This is a genomic window from Chitinophagales bacterium (genome assembly GCA_019694975.1).
Lineage (GTDB): Bacteria > Bacteroidota > Bacteroidia > Chitinophagales > UBA10324 > JACCZZ01.
This window is the reverse complement of the sequence record JAIBAY010000004.1, coordinates 159153-174210: the sequence shown is the minus strand read 5'-3', so window position 1 is coordinate 174210 and position 15058 is coordinate 159153. Positions and strand designations below refer to the sequence as shown.

The window sequence follows — 15058 nt, the reverse complement described above, 5'->3', positions numbered from 1 at the left end:
ATAGGTTTGACCATCACTGTCATTTGTTCCAATGATCGAGATTCAGCCCCGTCATCAAGGCAAGTTCATCGTTATAGGGTTTGAAGAATGCAATCAGCTGCTCCCGCAGCTCCGGCGGCATGGCAACCGGTGCGGCCAGGGTGGCTGAGGTATTCATGCGGAACAACCAATTCCGGATCTTAACAAAAGTCGTTGCGGGCAGCAGCTTCTTCGCAAAAATTTTTATTGGGTTATCATTTGCCATCAGCCAGATCAAAAACCTGCCCATGCTTTTCGACCGCACTTTTTTGGTCGGGTTATGGATGGATGATGTATCTACGGTTACGGATGCATCCACTGCAAGCAGCCGGAACAGCCGCGCACAGATTGCCGCAGGATCTGATTTTAAATCTTCAAATAATACCACCTCGCATTGATGGAGCGGGAAGATGCGGCGTATTTTTTTCAGGTGTTCTGCATAGAGTCCCAACTCAATAAAAAGCCGGAACATCTGATCCTTCTCGCCATTTTTAAATTTGGTGAGTGAGGCGGAAATGCCGGCCCATGGATGCCTGAACCATCCGCTTTCACGTTCCATGTTATACGAAGAGTATGCGCGTTCAACAGGATGCCGGATGATAAAAACCACGATGCAATCAGGGTTATGGTCATAGAGCCGCTGCAACGCTGTTTCGTCAATATAGAGTCCTGCATTCTTCGCAATCAGTTTCTTTCCTTCGATGGTTGCCGTATCTGGAAAATATTTCCTCATGGCTTGCGGAAACCCTTCACGGTATTCTTCCTCATTTACAAAAAATGCAAATTCCGTCATCGCATGGGTAACCAGCGACGGATGTTTGCCAAGGTAATTTTTCAATGAAGTGGTGCCTGCCTTTTGTGCACCGGCAATCATGAGGTCAATATGTTCCATGCAGTAAACAACGTGCTGATTAAAGCAATGCCTTGTTTTAAAACCTTAATGTAGTCAGAAACCTGTGAATAGTAGTACATTCGTTGCTCACCTTGTAAACATATCATGTGCGGCATTGCAGGCTACTTTGCACCAACCCAAATGGCCGGCGAAGCGGTTTTAAGGCAAATGGTCCGCAGCATTGCCCACCGTGGGCCGGATGCAGAAGGATTTTATTCGCACCATACGACAGGCCTCGGCCATCACCGCCTCAGCATCATTGATGTTTCTGCAGCCGCCAATCAGCCGATGATATCGCAGGACGGCAGATGGGTGATGGTATTCAACGGTGAAGTGTACAACTTCCGCGAAATTGCAAAGGAACTCACCGTACAGCTGCGCACACATTCCGATACGGAAGTGATCCTCGAAGCATTTGCCAGCCTGGGACCTTCGGCTGTGAAAAAATTCAATGGCATGTTTGCCATTGCACTGTATGATGTAAAAGAAAATGCATTATACCTCTTTCGCGACCGCATCGGTGTAAAGCCATTGTACTATGCGGCATTTGACAACAATGTCTTCTTTGCTTCCGAACTGAAAGCCATCACCTGTATCCGTGAAATAGCACAACGGCTGCAAACCGATCAGGATGCCATCGCGCTCTATCTGCAGCTCGGATATATTCCGCAACCCTACACGATCTGGCAACAGGTGAAGAAATTTCCCAGCGGCTGCTACATGAAAATAACTGCGGATGATATGCAGCTCACCCGCTGGTGGAAACCGGAGCAAGTCATTCAGCCGTCTGTTATAAGCGATGAGAAAAACGCGAAAGATCAGCTGCTGCAGCTCATGAACAGCGCCGTCAGTTATCGCATGATCAGCGATGTGCCATTCGGTTCTTTCCTCAGCGGCGGAGTAGATTCATCGCTTGTTACGGCCCTCGCACAGCGCAACAGTACTTCAAAAATCAATACGTTCACCATCGGCTTTTATGAGAAACAATTTAATGAGGCTGCTCATGCAAAAAAGATCGCCGCGCACCTGCACACCGATCACCATGAACTGATGGTTACACAGGAGGAGGCTATGCAACTCTGGCAAACGTATATTGATACGTATGATGAACCGTTTGCAGATTCATCAGGCATTCCCACCTTAATCATTTCGCAGTGGGCAGGCCGGCAGGTGAAGATGGTGCTGACAGGCGACGGTGGTGATGAGCTGTTTATGGGTTACGGCATGTACCGGTGGCCACAACTGCTGCAAAACCCTTTGGTGCGCATGGGAAGAAGGCCCATCGCCACAACATTGCATGCGGTGGGCGGCAGGTATGCCCGCCTTGCCTGGCTGTTCAGGTATGAAAGCGGCAAGCACCTGAAACAACATATCTTCTCCCAGGCTCCTTACTTTTTTACGGACGGAGAAATTGAAAATTTATTGATACAACCACGCAGCCTGCCTGTACTGCCTGTTTTTGCCACTTCGGCCGGCAGGCGAATGACACCGGCGGAAGAACAATCTTTTTTCGACATTGAATATTACCTCAAAGATGATTTGCTGGTGAAAGTAGACCGCGCCAGCATGAAATATGGCCTCGAATGCCGGACTCCGTTTCTTGATTACCGGGTCGTGGAATTTGCATTGAATCTTTCACCAAGTTTGAAGATGAACCGGTCGGGATTGAAAATCCTTCCCTCATTACTACTGAAAGATTTACTTCCGCCTGAACTTTATGAACGCCCCAAGCGTGGCTTCTCCATTCCTTTGCTGCATTGGTTACAGCATGAATGGCATCACCTGCTGGATGATTATCTGTCAGAAGAAGTTATTCTCCGGCACGGCATCGTGAAATATGCCATGGTCAGTTCACTGAAGAAAAAATTTCTTGACGGCGAACATTATCTTTATAACCGGCTGTGGAATCTCGTGGTTCTTCACCGATGGTTTGAACAACACATCAGTAAATGAAGAGCGAGTCAACACATGTGCGCTGCCTGCTTTGCCATCATTCAGATCTCCGGGTAATGAAGCGTTACGCGGCACACCACCTCGTCTGTTGCAATCACTGCGGTTTTGTTTTCGCCGCCCGCATACCGGATGCGGGCACCCTGCTCCGGCATTATGAAGGTTACGGAAGGAAAAACTATTTGTCACCCATCACCGTGCTTCGGTATGAAGAATTGCTCCTGTCTTTTGAAAAGTTCAGGCAAAGCAACCGGTTGCTCGACGTGGGTTGCGGCATCGGTTTCTTCCTTGAGGTAGCGAAAGCAAAGAACTGGCAAGTACAAGGCACGGAATTTACGGATGATGCCATACGTATCTGCCGTGAGAAAGGATTATCGGTGCAGCAGGGAATGCTGCAGGTTGAAAATTATGAGTCCGTTTCCTTTGATGTGATCACATCATTTGAGGTGATGGAACACATCAATAATCCGCGTGAAGAAGCGCAAAAGTTTCATGCATTGCTGCGGAAGGGAGGCATCGTATATGTTACCACACCAAATTTCAATGCATTGTCCAGGTACTTGCTGCGCGATAAATGGAATGTAATCGCTTACCCTGAACATTTGTCGTATTACACAAAAACGACATTAAAAAAACTATTCACGGAAGCAGGCTTTTCTTTATTGAAAATGCATACTACCGGATTCAGCATTACACGGGTAAAGACAAGCCTCCGGCTGTCGCAGCAATCATTTGTTTCGGCCACTTCCGATGATGAAAAACTCAGGGAAACGCTGGAATCCAGCCGGATGCTGAAGATGCTTAAATCATTTGTCAATCGATTATTGTCATTGTTTGGTATCGGCGATTCCATCAAAGCAACCTTTATAAAAAACTGATGGGGAAAATAATTCTATACATTTCTTATGACGGCATGACCGATCCGCTCGGGCAGTCGCAGGTGATTCCCTACCTCGTCGGGCTTGAGCAAATGGGCCACACCATTCACGTGGTAAGCGCAGAAAAAAAAGACCGCTATCAAGCTGCGGGCCGACCATTTCGGAAAAAGATGAAAGAGATGAAGCTGCATTGGCATCCGGTTTTCTATTCCAACAAGTATCCCGGCATATCCGCCTATCTCACTTACAGGCGGCTGCGCAATGAGTCGGTGCAGCAGCTGATTAAATGCCACGCCGAAGTGGTGCATTGCCGAAGCTATATTCCGGCGCTGATCGGGCTGGATTTTAAAAGGCAGTCTGGCGTTAAATTCATCTTCGATATGCGCGGCTTCTGGGTGGAAGAGCGTGTAGAGGGAGGAATATGGAATCTGAAATATCTGTTATACAGGAAAGCGTATAGTTTTTTCAAACGCAAAGAGCTGGAGTTCCTGGCAGAGAGTGATGCCATCATCAGTCTTACCGAGCGTGCACGCATTGATTTGCTGCAGCGCAACCTGCCCTCGCTCACGGCGGAAAAAATTACCGTGATACCGTGCTGTGCCGACCTCGACTTTTTTTCGCCGGCGAATGGCGCTAAAAACCCGGTGAATGTGCGCAAAGAAATCGGCATCAACCCACAAGCATTCGTACTCTGCTATGCAGGTTCTGTTGGCAGCTGGTACCTGCTGAAGGAGATGCTGCAGTTTTTCAAACTCCTGTCATCATTGACAGCTGATGCGAAGTTTCTCATCCTTACCCTGGATGATCCCAAACTTATCATGAAGCAGGCCGATGCGATGCAAATTCAGGCCAACACCATTATTATAAGGCAGTCGGAACGACGACTCATGCCCAAGTATCTAAGCATTGCGAATGCAGCGATCTTCTTCATAAAAAATTCATTTTCAAAAAAAGCTTCTTCACCCACCAAGATGGGTGAATATATGGGCATGGGCATTCCGATTGTTTGCAATGCCGGCATCGGCGATGTTGATGCCATCATGCAGTCGGCCAATTCCGGTATAGTGTTGCCGGCGCTAAATGATAAATTGATGAGGGAGGCAGCAGGGCGATTGCTGCAATCTACTTTTCCGAGGCAGGCCATAGTGGATGCTGCACAGTTTTATTCGCTTAAAAATGGTATTCAGCGCTATCACCAGATTTATACTTCCTCCTGAGTGAAGATGGATTGCGCTACGGTCAACATATTATTCATCGGCCCTCATCGTCCCGACAGGAACGGCAGTCAGCGGTTCAGAATGGAACAGTTCTTTCCATATCTTGAAAAAGCAGGATGCAGATGTGATTACTCCTGGTTTCTGAATGAAAGAGACGACCGCATATTTTACCGTCGCGGAAACGTGCTGCAAAAAGGGTTGGTGCTATGGAAAGCAATAGCCATCCGTACGCGCGATGTACTGCGGGCCGGCCGCTATGATATAGTTTTCATACAGCGGGAAGCATTCATGACAGGCGCAGTATGGTTTGAAAAAATGTTTGCACGCTCAGGCGCAAAAATGATTTTTGATTTTGATGATGCCATCTGGCTGGAAGACACCAGTGAAGCCAACCAAAGATTTAAATGGCTGAAGCGCCCGGCAAAAACAGCGGAAATCATTGCCATGGCCAATCATGTTATTGCCGGCAACAGCTACCTCGCACATTATGCAGAACAATATAATCGTCATGTCACCACGGTTCCAACAGTAGTGGACACATTGCGTTATACTGCCAGCGACACTCCAGGCAAGGCCGGGAAACCGGTGGTGATCGGCTGGCTGGGCAGCAGCTCTACCATGAAGCATTTCCGGTTGTTGCTGCCGGTGCTGGAAAAGCTGAAAGAAAAATACAACGAACGAATCATCATTAAAGTGGTGGCCGACAAGAGCAGCACGGCAGCAGCGCCATGGATTGTACTGGAACCATGGAGCAGCGAACGCGAAGTGGAACTGCTCCGTTCTTTCGATATCGGTGTGATGCCACTGCCGGATGATGAATGGTCGAAAGGAAAATGCGGCTTCAAAGCCATTCAGTATATGGCGATGAAAATGCCGGCTGTGGTTTCCGCCGTTGGAGTAAATACGTCCATTATTACACATGGCCGCAATGGATTTATTGCCACCAGCGCGGAGGAATGGGGACAGTACCTGTCAATGCTGATCGAAGACCAGGGCACACGGGAGAACATCGGACTTGCTGCCAGGAAAACTGTTGAGGTACAATACTCCGTTCAGTCACAGCTCCCGGTCTTGACGGCACTCTTCCATACCCTGGCCGGCAAGTAACTGCAGCAACCCTACTTCCGCAAGCGTTTATTCAACTGTTGCTAATGGCGCATCCTTCGCCGTACGGATAAATGGCTGCCGCTTTCGCAGGTGCATTTTCTCCTTCTGCTTCCGTTGCCGCTCAACCTTGGTGAGGTGATTGAGTACAATTAATCCAACAAGGAAAAAAGGAATACAGGGAATCTTATACCGCACAAGTGCGCCAAAGTTATACGAGGTGAAGCCGACAGCAAAAGAAAAGACAATGGCGAAGAAGAAACAGAAAAAGAGGTCAGGATTCGAAAAGATGGACACGACAATTCTTCCAATCCCGTTCTTGTAAAGAATATACAGGGTGAAGCCCATAATAAAGATACTCTCCAGCGCCGCTATCAGCATGACGGAGTTATTGGCTTCCCATAAATATGGCCGGAAGAGTGTCACATTCACCGCCACCGGAATTTTACTGATGATGCTCGTCCAGCTTCCATCTATATGGCCCAGGCTGTAACCGGAAGCATTGGCATTCTCGGCAAGATAGCCATGCCACTGCTGAAAACGCTCGGAGGTGCTGATCACATTTTGGAGCGAGAATTGTTCAAACTCGGCACCCAGCCGGTTAACCATCAGGAAGCCAAAGCCGATGGCTATTGCCAGTACCGAAGGGCCGGCCATCACCCGCAGGAACTGGTTACTGATTCTTTTCCGGTAGGTCAAAAATATCCAGAGCAGCAATGCAGGTATGAAGCTGATGATGATGTATGCCTTTACTTCCAGTGCTATGTAACCGGTTACCAGCAATATGAGGCTGTTGCTGATAATATTCCTGCGCTTGAAAAAGATCTGGTGGGAAGAATAGGTCACCCATCCGAGGCAGCCGAACGTGATAGAATCTTTCAGTATGCCTGATCCCCAGAAAAAAACAGAAGGCACGAACAAGACAGCCCAGGCCAGCGGCGTGGTGAGTTGCGGATACATGGATACAAAAGTCTTCAGCAACACCCATGCCCCCGTAAATGATAATGCAGCAATCAAAACTGACATGGCAGGATAGGAATGAAAGGTCAGCACACTCAGCAGGCCATAAATCTTATCCGACATCCAGCCGGAAGGATCGTGAAAATAGGTGACGCCCCGCGTATACTCATAGGTGTTCATCGTTATCTCATTCGAACGCAGGAACAATAAATCAAAGAATGCGCTGTATGACCGCTGCAAGGCGAGATTAAAAGCATTCGCATCTTTGTAATAGTAAAAAGTATCGCCGCCGCCATTGTAATAGAAGAGGTAGATAATACCGAGTGAGAGCGCACCGACAATTCTTATTGCCAGGCCGGGAATGAAATATTTTTTTAGCGGTGAGTTTTCATACCGGAAATTCCGGTAGAGATACGCTATCAGCAGGATCGCAATCAAATAGACCGGCAGCAGGATTATATCCTGAAAATAAAAAACCTTTATGCCTTCACCCCTGAACATCTGGTAATAAAATTAACAAACGCATTCTTAAGCGGGATGAAAAAACACGTTACACCTTCTGCAGTCGTTCGGCTGCTCTTTCCAGCGTCTCCTTCTCTTTGGCGAAACAAAACCGGAGCATATGCCTGTCAACACCATGATGATAAAAGACGGAAGTAGGGATAGCAGCTACTCCCTTTTCCTTTGTAAGGCGCACGGCAAAATCGGTATCCTTCTCGTTGCTGATGCCTTTATAACTCAGCATTTGAAAATAACTGCCTGCTGCGGGCTTCGCTCTGAACCGCGAGCCTTCTGTGAGTTTCAGAAAATAGTTACGCTTCTCTTCATAGAAGGCACGAAGGCCCAGGTAATGCGACGGATCTTTCATCATTTCGGCGAAAGCATATTGAATCGGCGTGTTGGCGGAAAAAACGATGAACTGGTGTGCTTTCCGGAATTCGCGCATCAGTTCTGCAGGGGCGAGGCAGTAACCCATTTTCCAGCCGGTATTGTGATACGTTTTGCCAAATGAAAAAACCACGAAACTTCTCTCCGCAAGCTTCGGATAGCGCATCACACTCTGGTGTTCACCTCCGTCGAAGATGATATGTTCATATACTTCATCACTGAGGATAATGATGTCGGTATTTTGTGTGAGCTTCTGCAGTTGTTTCATATCCTGCGCCGTCATCACCATGCCGCTCGGGTTGTGCGGCGTATTGATGATGATCATCTTCGTGCGCTGATGTATCAGCTTCTTTACGGCATTCCAGTCGATTGCATAGTCGGGCGCCTCCAGTTCAACGTAGATGGGAACGCCGCCGTTAAGTTCTACAGAAGGCGCATAGCAGTCATAGGCAGGTTCAAAAATGATCACTTCATCTCCATCCTCCACCACGGCAGTAATGGCTGCATAGATCGCCTCTGTTCCGCCTGCCGTCACAGTAATCTCCGTTTCAGGATGATATTTTGCGGCATATAAATTTTCCGCTTTTGCGGCAATGGCTTCGCGAAGCGGTAGTATGCCGGGCATCGGCGCATACTGATTCAATCCTTTGCGCATGAATTGCTCCACGAGCGCAATCAGCTGTTCGTCGCACAGGAAATCAGGAAATCCCTGCGAGAGGTTGATGGCGCCATGTTCATGCGCGAGTGCTGACATGATCGTAAAAATGGTGGTGCCCGTTTTAGGCAGCTTCGACTTTATATGAGCAGGATAATCCGGCATAGTGCAGTATCGATGATTTATTAAGATTTGTCTGGCTGAGCTTATACTAAAAGGTGCATTCCTGTCTGCTGATGATGTTATGATCTTGCCGGCAGGCAACATCAGAAGTAACAGCATCTTGTTTAAAATGCACCCGGTTCATACAGCCATGAAAAAATTATGGTGATCAGGTGATAATTATCTTTCTTTGCTTTCATCGCTGATCATTTTCTGACTGCAAGTTAAATTCGGGAAACGAACTGACCAATGTTTTTTATTTTCATCTTCTCCGTACTGCTGCAATATTCCCATAGTTTCGTTTCAACCCCTACGACAGGTACAACGGCAGCTCCCGGATATGAATGGTGGGACCAATGGCTTAAAAAAAACGTATCCGGCAAAGGTGAAGTGAATTATAAAAACATGAAACCTGAGCTGGCCGCGCTGCAGTCATTCATGGCAGAAATGTCGCGTAATGTGCCTGCCTCCGGCGCCCCGAAGAATGAACAAATGGCCTACTGGATCAACTTATACAATGCGGCCACTATTCAGCTTATCCTTCAGCATTATCCGGTTAAGAGCATCCGCGATATCAGTAACGGCAAACCATGGGATGATGTTTTTGTAACCGCAGGCACAAAAAAATATTCGCTTAACATTATTGAAAATGATATCCTCCGTAAACAATTCGCGGATCCGCGGATTCATTTTGCGATCAACTGTGCTGCCAAATCATGCCCGCGGCTGATGAATGGTGCTTTTGACAAAGACAGGCTCGAGATGCAGCTGAACAGTCTTGCCAAATCATTTATCAATGATGCATCCAAAAATAAAATCACGCCGACACAGATTGACATTTCTGAAATATTTAATTGGTATGCGAAGGACTTCACGCAGCAGGGCAGCCTCATCGGATATCTCAATAAATGGTCGGCCGTGAGCATTGCCCCTTCCGCATCCATCCATTACCTCAACTACGACTGGAGCTTAAATGAATTACCATGAAGCAGCATGATAGCTTACTGATGATATTTGTAAAAAATCCTGTTCCGGGAAAAGTAAAAACACGCCTGGCAAAAACCATGGGCGAAGAAAAAGCGATGGAGATCTACCGGCAGCTGCTTGACCATACACATAAAGTGACACAGAAGCTGGCAACTGATAAAATCGTTTTTTATTCGGATGAAATACCGGAAGAGGATATATGGGAAGAGAAAAATTACGGCAAGAAGCTGCAGGAAGGCAGCGATCTGGGCAAGCGCATGGCAAATGCCTTCAAATATGCTTTCAGCAAAGCTTATCGCAAAGCCATTATCATCGGAAGCGACTGCTTCGACATTACTCCCAAAATTATCAACGAAGCATTCGCTGCGCTGCCAGCCAATAATTTTGTGATCGGCCCCTCGCATGATGGCGGCTATTACCTGCTGGGCATGTCAACATTTTATGCTTCTCTGTTTAAAAACAAACGCTGGAGCTCTGACGAAGTGTTACACGACACCCTTATTGATATCCGAAATATCAACGGTTCTTACAAACTACTGAAGGAACTTACCGATATTGACACCGAAGCAGATCTTGAAGCAGTAAGAAAAACCATTTCCTGATGACATATAACTAACAGGTGGAGTTTGCAGTTATTCTATCCATTACTGTCATGGCCTCCATGTGGACTAACTCAACAGCGAAGGACGCACCTTCCATTCTGCTGAAGAACTTCTGTAAAAAAAAATGCATGCAACTGAATCTTAACAACAGCACTTTCTGATGACCTTACCGGAACAGGTGAAGCAGGCGGTGGACTTTCTGCACGCCAAAAATATCACGGCACCATTAGCAGGCATCATATTGGGAACGGGGCTTGGAAATCTTGCCACGCGTATCAGCAAGGAAGTGGAAATTGACTACAGTGATATTCCGCATTTCCCGCTTTCCACGGTTGAATATCATAAAGGCAAATTAATCTATGGTATGCTGGGAGGCAAAAAGGTGGTGGCCTTACAGGGACGCTTTCATTTATATGAAGACTATACCGTTCAGCAAATCACTTTCCCCGTCAGGGTACTAAAATTGCTGGGCATTCAGTATCTGCTGATCTCCAATGCTGCCGGCGGTCTAAACCCGGCTGTCACAAAAGGATCACTGATGATCATTGATGATCATATCAATATGCAGCCGTTTAACCCGTTGAGTGGAAAAAATTATGATGAGTTTGGCCCGCGCTTTCCTGATATGAGCTGCCCCTATGATGCCGGCCTTATCAAAAAAATGGAACATTGTGCGCAACAACTGAACCTCATACTGCACAAAGGTGTTTACGTGGCCGTGAACGGACCTAACCTGGAAACTAGAGCGGAATACCGGTTCTTGCGGATGATTGGCGCTGATGCCGTGGGCATGTCAACGGTGCCGGAAGTAATTGTCGCCAATCATATGTCGCTGCCCGTTGCTGCGGTTTCCGTAATTACAGATGAATGTGATCCCGACAACCTGAAGCCGGTCAACATCGCTGAAATTATTGAAACAGCAGGTAAGGCAGAAGTGAAGCTGACCACGCTCTTCGAAAACCTGGTGCGAGAACTGTGAAAGGTGCAAAGCAGGAAAATGAGTTGCTTAAAAATGAACAGAATATAAAACCAAACAGATGAAAACCTATTACAATCCTGATGACCTGAAAAAATTCGGAGACATCGCCGACTTCGACAAGCCGCTTGCTGATCAGTTTTTCCGCTGGTATGGCGATGTATTCAGCGAAGGTGCATTAACTGCGCGTGAAAAATCGTTGATTGCGCTGGCCGTGGCCCATGCCGTACAATGTCCGTATTGTATTGAAGCCTACACCGAAGACACCCTTGCCAAAGGATGCAGCGAAGAACAGATGATGGAAGCAGTGCACGTTGCTGCCGCGATCCGCGGCGGTTCAAGCCTCGTGCATGCCACACAGATGATGAACAAGGCAAAGGCCCTTACCATGTAATCACATCAACTGAATTCGTTTAAACCATCCTCATCCATTCGTTTCTCATCCTTCCCGGACTGCCTATGAAATCACTGCTCGCACAACATCATGAACTTTCCGACAGCGGCAGGCAGTTGCAGTTATTGGATAACGTGGTGTATGCGTCCGGCATCACCTCCTTCCGGCAGAAGCTGGACACGCTTGGATTTTATCCGCTGAAATCAACGGCAGTTGAAATATTACAGGTGAATATCGGCAAGATGTGCAATCAGACCTGCAGGCACTGCCATGTAGATGCAGGGCCGGACCGCCGGGAAATAATGACAAGGGAAACTATGGAGCAATGCCTGCAGGTGTTGCAAACTTCAGCCATTCCAATCGTTGACATTACCGGCGGCGCGCCTGAAATGAATCCGCATTTCCGTTGGTTTGTCGAACAGTGCAGCAGCCTCGGCGTGAAGGTGATGAACCGCTGTAACCTCACCATTATTCTTGCCAACAAAAATTATCACGACCTGCCTGAATTTTTTGCGCGGCATAAGGTGGAGCTGGTAAGTTCACTGCCCTTCTACAATGCCGACAGAACAGACAGGCAACGCGGGGAAGGCGTGTTTGATACATCCGTAAAAGCCATCCAGATGCTGAATGCCGTTGGATATGGAAAAGAAGAAAGCGGCCTAATCCTCAACCTCGTTTATAACCCCGGCGGCGCCTTTCTTTCCACAGGCCAGCAAGTGCTGGAGTCGCAGTTTAAAAAAGTATTACACGATCAATATGCTGTTGTCTTCAACAACCTGTTCACGATTACCAACATGCCGATCAGCCGTTTTCTCGATTACCTCGTCAGCAGCGGCAACTATGAATCATACATGGAGAAACTGCAGGCTGCATTTAATCCTGCCACCATCAACGGATTAATGTGCCGCAATACCATCTCCGTCGGATGGGATGGCCACCTGTATGACTGTGATTTCAATCAGATGCTCGATTTAAAAATAGGCAGCAATCATGCACACCATATCAGTCATTTCAATATGACCGATTTAAAGCACCGCGAAATAATCATCTCACAGCATTGTTATGGATGCACGGCAGGCGCAGGCTCAAGTTGCGGCGGTGAAGTGGTGAAATAAATCAATGCAGTACATCACAATCATATGGAGGTTATTCCTTGCGCTAATAAAAGTTATAAAGAGTCGTGCACAGAAATTTTTAAGTATGAAAGCAATCCATCTTCCTATCTGCTGCCACATCCTGAGCGTTTAATTTACGCTTGCATACACAGGCGGTCTTGTTTCAACTTATATACAGATGCCAAACGCGGTGATGCCATTCATGCGGCAAATGCTTCCGCTATACCTGCCAGCTTTGAGGGATCTTTTTGAAGCAGCACCATGATTGCTGCTGTTCCTGACCAATTGCATAAATTTACCGCCTTCAATAACTATACAGTTGCATGATGTCAACATCCGCGGTAAACGAACTGAATGAAAAAATACAGCAGCAAAGCACGTTTATTGATGCATTAAAAAATGAGATGGCGAAAGCCATCATCGGCCAGCAATACATGGTTGACCGGCTCATTCTTTCCCTGCTTTCGAATGGCCATATTCTGCTCGAAGGTGTGCCCGGCCTTGCTAAAACACTGGCAATTAAATCACTGGCTGCTGCCATCCATGCCGGATTCAGCCGGATTCAGTTCACCCCCGACCTGTTGCCCGCCGACCTGCTCGGCACCATGATTTACAATCAGCAAAAAAATGAATTCACCGTAAAGAAAGGCCCTGTCTTTTCCAACCTGATTCTGGCCGATGAAATTAACCGTGCCTCCGCGAAGGTGCAGAGCGCATTGCTGCAGGCGATGCAGGAACGGCAGGTTACTATCGGTGATCAAACCTATGCGCTGGATGAACCTTTTCTCGTGCTGGCCACACAAAATCCGCTGGAGCAGGAAGGAACCTATCCGCTGCCGGAAGCACAGGTAGACCGTTTCATGCTAAAGGTTATCATCAGCTATCCGGAAAGGGAAGACGAACGGCAGATTATCCGGCAACAGATTGCAGATGCACCGCTGGCCATTCAACCGGTTGTGACACCCGCCGACATTTTAAATGCCAGGCACCTGGTACGTGATATCTACCTCGATGAAAAAATCGAACAATACATTCTCGACATTGTGTTTGCAACACGCAACCCGGCCGCATTTAAGCTTGAAAGAATGAAAAATCTGCTGCGGTACGGCAGCTCGCCGCGTGGCAGCATCAGCCTTGCATTAGCTGCAAAATCAGCAGCCTTTATGCAACACCGTGGTTTTGTAATACCGGATGATATCAAGGATGTTTGCATGGATGTATTGCGCCACAGAATCGGCATAACGTATGAAGCGGAAGCGGAAAATGTAACAACCGATGACATCATCCGCGAAATCATCCGTAAAGTAGAAGTGCCTTAGTACCGACAAAATGCTACACCGCATCTTTATCAATTTAAACAGCAGGCGTGGAAACCACTGAACTTCTTAAAAAAGTCCGCAAGCTGGAGATCAAAACTAAAGGCATGGTAAGTCAGCTTTTCTCGGGCGAATACCACAGTGCCTTTAAAGGGCGCGGCATTTCTTTCAGCGAGGTGCGCGAATATGAAGTGGGCGACGAAATCCGTTCGATCGACTGGAATGTGACTGCCCGCATGAATCATCCATATGTAAAAGTGTTTGAGGAAGAACGTGAACTGGCCGTTATGATGATGGTGGATGTGAGTCATTCGGCGATGTTCGGCACACAAAAAGAATTCAAACGCGACCTGATGGCCGAGGTGAGTGCCCTGCTCGCCTATTCCGCCATCCGTAATAATGATAAAGTAGGCCTGATTCTTTTCAGCGATACTATAGAAAAATTTGTGCCGCCGCAGAAAGGCAACTCACACCTGTTACGGATAATCAGGGAACTGCTGGACGTTACACCCGTTTCAAAAAAAACCAATATCGCATCGGCACTGCAGTATCTCAACAACGTCATTAAAAAAAAGTGTGTGGTTTTCGTACTGTCGGATTTTATGAACGACGGCTTTGAACCGATGCTGACGATCACTGCACGCAAACATGATGTGGTTGGCATCCATGTGTATGATGAACGGGAAACAGCATTGCCCGACATCGGCCTGCTGCAGGTGCAGGATGCAGAAACCGGGAAGATCATATGCATTGATACCGGCAGTGCAGCACTGCGTGGAAATTATGCAGGCAAATTCCGGCAACACGTTCAGCAGGTGACTTCCGTCCTGCAACGTTGCGGCATTGATTTCATCAGCATCCGTACCGGTGATCATTACATCAGGACACTGATGCAGTTATTTGAAAGAAGGGCTAAAAAAAATTAATCCATTTCAATCATCATT

The 15058-nt window shown here is 47.3% G+C and carries 14 protein-coding genes; 11 read left to right on the top strand and 3 right to left on the bottom strand.

What is annotated here, in order from left to right; translation table 11 throughout:
• Window positions 1-19: 19 nt before the first annotated feature.
• Complete coding sequence (locus K1X61_09335) at window positions 20-910, bottom strand: sulfotransferase domain-containing protein (GenBank protein MBX7108836.1); 891 nt, start codon at window positions 908-910, stop codon at window positions 20-22.
• Window positions 911-1015: 105 nt separating this feature from the next.
• On the opposite strand from K1X61_09335, the gene asnB reads away from it, so the two are divergent.
• Genes asnB through K1X61_09315 form a run of 4 tightly spaced genes read left to right on the top strand, consistent with a single transcriptional unit; the run spans window position 1016 to window position 6062 of the window.
• Window positions 1016-2863 carry an asparagine synthase (glutamine-hydrolyzing) gene (asnB, locus tag K1X61_09330; protein MBX7108835.1) on the top strand — a complete coding sequence of 616 codons (1848 nt, stop codon included), beginning with the start codon at window positions 1016-1018 and terminating at the stop codon, window positions 2861-2863.
• Window positions 2864-2919: 56 nt separating this feature from the next.
• A complete protein-coding gene (locus tag K1X61_09325; GenBank protein MBX7108834.1) occupies window positions 2920-3738 on the top strand; it encodes a class I SAM-dependent methyltransferase in 819 nt (272 codons plus the stop codon).
• Entirely contained in the window at window positions 3738-4955 is a 1218-nt protein-coding gene (locus K1X61_09320) for a glycosyltransferase (protein MBX7108833.1), read from the top strand. Before K1X61_09325 ends, K1X61_09320 begins: the two co-directional genes overlap by 1 nt.
• A 6-nt stretch (window positions 4956-4961) precedes the next feature.
• Window positions 4962-6062 (top strand): glycosyltransferase family 4 protein, encoded by a 1101-nt coding sequence (locus K1X61_09315; GenBank protein MBX7108832.1) that lies wholly within the window; start codon window positions 4962-4964, stop codon window positions 6060-6062.
• 27 nt (window positions 6063-6089) lie between these two features.
• Here K1X61_09315 and K1X61_09310 read toward each other — a convergent pair whose 3' ends face one another.
• Both K1X61_09310 and K1X61_09305 read right to left on the bottom strand, forming a co-directional pair.
• Window positions 6090-7520 carry a hypothetical protein gene (locus tag K1X61_09310; GenBank protein ID MBX7108831.1) on the bottom strand — a complete coding sequence of 477 codons (1431 nt, stop codon included), beginning with the start codon at window positions 7518-7520 and terminating at the stop codon, window positions 6090-6092.
• A gap of 49 nt (window positions 7521-7569) precedes the next feature.
• Window positions 7570-8727: a methionine aminotransferase gene (locus K1X61_09305; protein MBX7108830.1), complete on the bottom strand. Its 1158-nt coding sequence runs from the start codon at window positions 8725-8727 to the stop codon at window positions 7570-7572.
• A gap of 246 nt (window positions 8728-8973) precedes the next feature.
• Between K1X61_09305 and K1X61_09300 the strand changes: the two genes are divergently transcribed.
• The 7 genes from K1X61_09300 (at window position 8974) to K1X61_09270 (ending at window position 15040) form a co-directional block, all read left to right on the top strand.
• On the top strand, window positions 8974-9711 hold the full coding sequence (locus K1X61_09300; GenBank protein ID MBX7108829.1) for a DUF547 domain-containing protein: 738 nt from the start codon (window positions 8974-8976) through the stop codon (window positions 9709-9711).
• Complete coding sequence (locus tag K1X61_09295) at window positions 9708-10313, top strand: TIGR04282 family arsenosugar biosynthesis glycosyltransferase (GenBank protein ID MBX7108828.1); 606 nt, start codon at window positions 9708-9710, stop codon at window positions 10311-10313. The genes K1X61_09300 and K1X61_09295 overlap by 4 nt, the downstream gene beginning before the upstream one ends.
• A 160-nt stretch (window positions 10314-10473) precedes the next feature.
• Window positions 10474-11292 (top strand): purine-nucleoside phosphorylase, encoded by an 819-nt coding sequence (locus K1X61_09290; protein ID MBX7108827.1) that lies wholly within the window; start codon window positions 10474-10476, stop codon window positions 11290-11292.
• A 58-nt stretch (window positions 11293-11350) separates the two neighbouring features.
• On the top strand, window positions 11351-11683 hold the full coding sequence (locus K1X61_09285) for an arsenosugar biosynthesis-associated peroxidase-like protein (protein ID MBX7108826.1): 333 nt from the start codon (window positions 11351-11353) through the stop codon (window positions 11681-11683).
• A 65-nt stretch (window positions 11684-11748) separates the two neighbouring features.
• Window positions 11749-12798 (top strand): arsenosugar biosynthesis radical SAM protein ArsS, encoded by a 1050-nt coding sequence (arsS, locus tag K1X61_09280; protein ID MBX7108825.1) that lies wholly within the window; start codon window positions 11749-11751, stop codon window positions 12796-12798.
• Window positions 12799-13121: 323 nt separating this feature from the next.
• Window positions 13122-14117: an AAA family ATPase gene (locus K1X61_09275; protein ID MBX7108824.1), complete on the top strand. Its 996-nt coding sequence runs from the start codon at window positions 13122-13124 to the stop codon at window positions 14115-14117.
• Between the two features lie 47 nt (window positions 14118-14164).
• Complete coding sequence (locus K1X61_09270; GenBank protein ID MBX7108823.1) at window positions 14165-15040, top strand: DUF58 domain-containing protein; 876 nt, start codon at window positions 14165-14167, stop codon at window positions 15038-15040.
• The last annotated feature ends 18 nt before the right edge of the window (window positions 15041-15058 follow it).

Excerpts from the sequence above, each read along its gene's own strand:
- K1X61_09335 (MBX7108836.1), bottom strand. The coding sequence starts at position 910 with ATGGAACATATTGACCTCATGATTGCCGGTGCACAAAAGGCAGGCACC.
- asnB (MBX7108835.1), top strand. The coding sequence starts at position 1,016 with ATGTGCGGCATTGCAGGCTACTTTGCACCAACCCAAATGGCCGGCGAA.
- K1X61_09325 (MBX7108834.1), top strand. The coding sequence starts at position 2,920 with ATGAAGCGTTACGCGGCACACCACCTCGTCTGTTGCAATCACTGCGGT.
- K1X61_09320 (MBX7108833.1), top strand. The coding sequence starts at position 3,738 with ATGGGGAAAATAATTCTATACATTTCTTATGACGGCATGACCGATCCG.
- K1X61_09315 (MBX7108832.1), top strand. The coding sequence starts at position 4,962 with ATGGATTGCGCTACGGTCAACATATTATTCATCGGCCCTCATCGTCCC.
- K1X61_09310 (MBX7108831.1), bottom strand. The coding sequence starts at position 7,520 with ATGTTCAGGGGTGAAGGCATAAAGGTTTTTTATTTTCAGGATATAATC.
- K1X61_09305 (MBX7108830.1), bottom strand. The coding sequence starts at position 8,727 with ATGCCGGATTATCCTGCTCATATAAAGTCGAAGCTGCCTAAAACGGGC.
- K1X61_09300 (MBX7108829.1), top strand. The coding sequence starts at position 8,974 with ATGTTTTTTATTTTCATCTTCTCCGTACTGCTGCAATATTCCCATAGT.
- K1X61_09295 (MBX7108828.1), top strand. The coding sequence starts at position 9,708 with ATGAAGCAGCATGATAGCTTACTGATGATATTTGTAAAAAATCCTGTT.
- K1X61_09290 (MBX7108827.1), top strand. The coding sequence starts at position 10,474 with ATGACCTTACCGGAACAGGTGAAGCAGGCGGTGGACTTTCTGCACGCC.
- K1X61_09285 (MBX7108826.1), top strand. The coding sequence starts at position 11,351 with ATGAAAACCTATTACAATCCTGATGACCTGAAAAAATTCGGAGACATC.
- arsS (MBX7108825.1), top strand. The coding sequence starts at position 11,749 with ATGAAATCACTGCTCGCACAACATCATGAACTTTCCGACAGCGGCAGG.
- K1X61_09275 (MBX7108824.1), top strand. The coding sequence starts at position 13,122 with ATGATGTCAACATCCGCGGTAAACGAACTGAATGAAAAAATACAGCAG.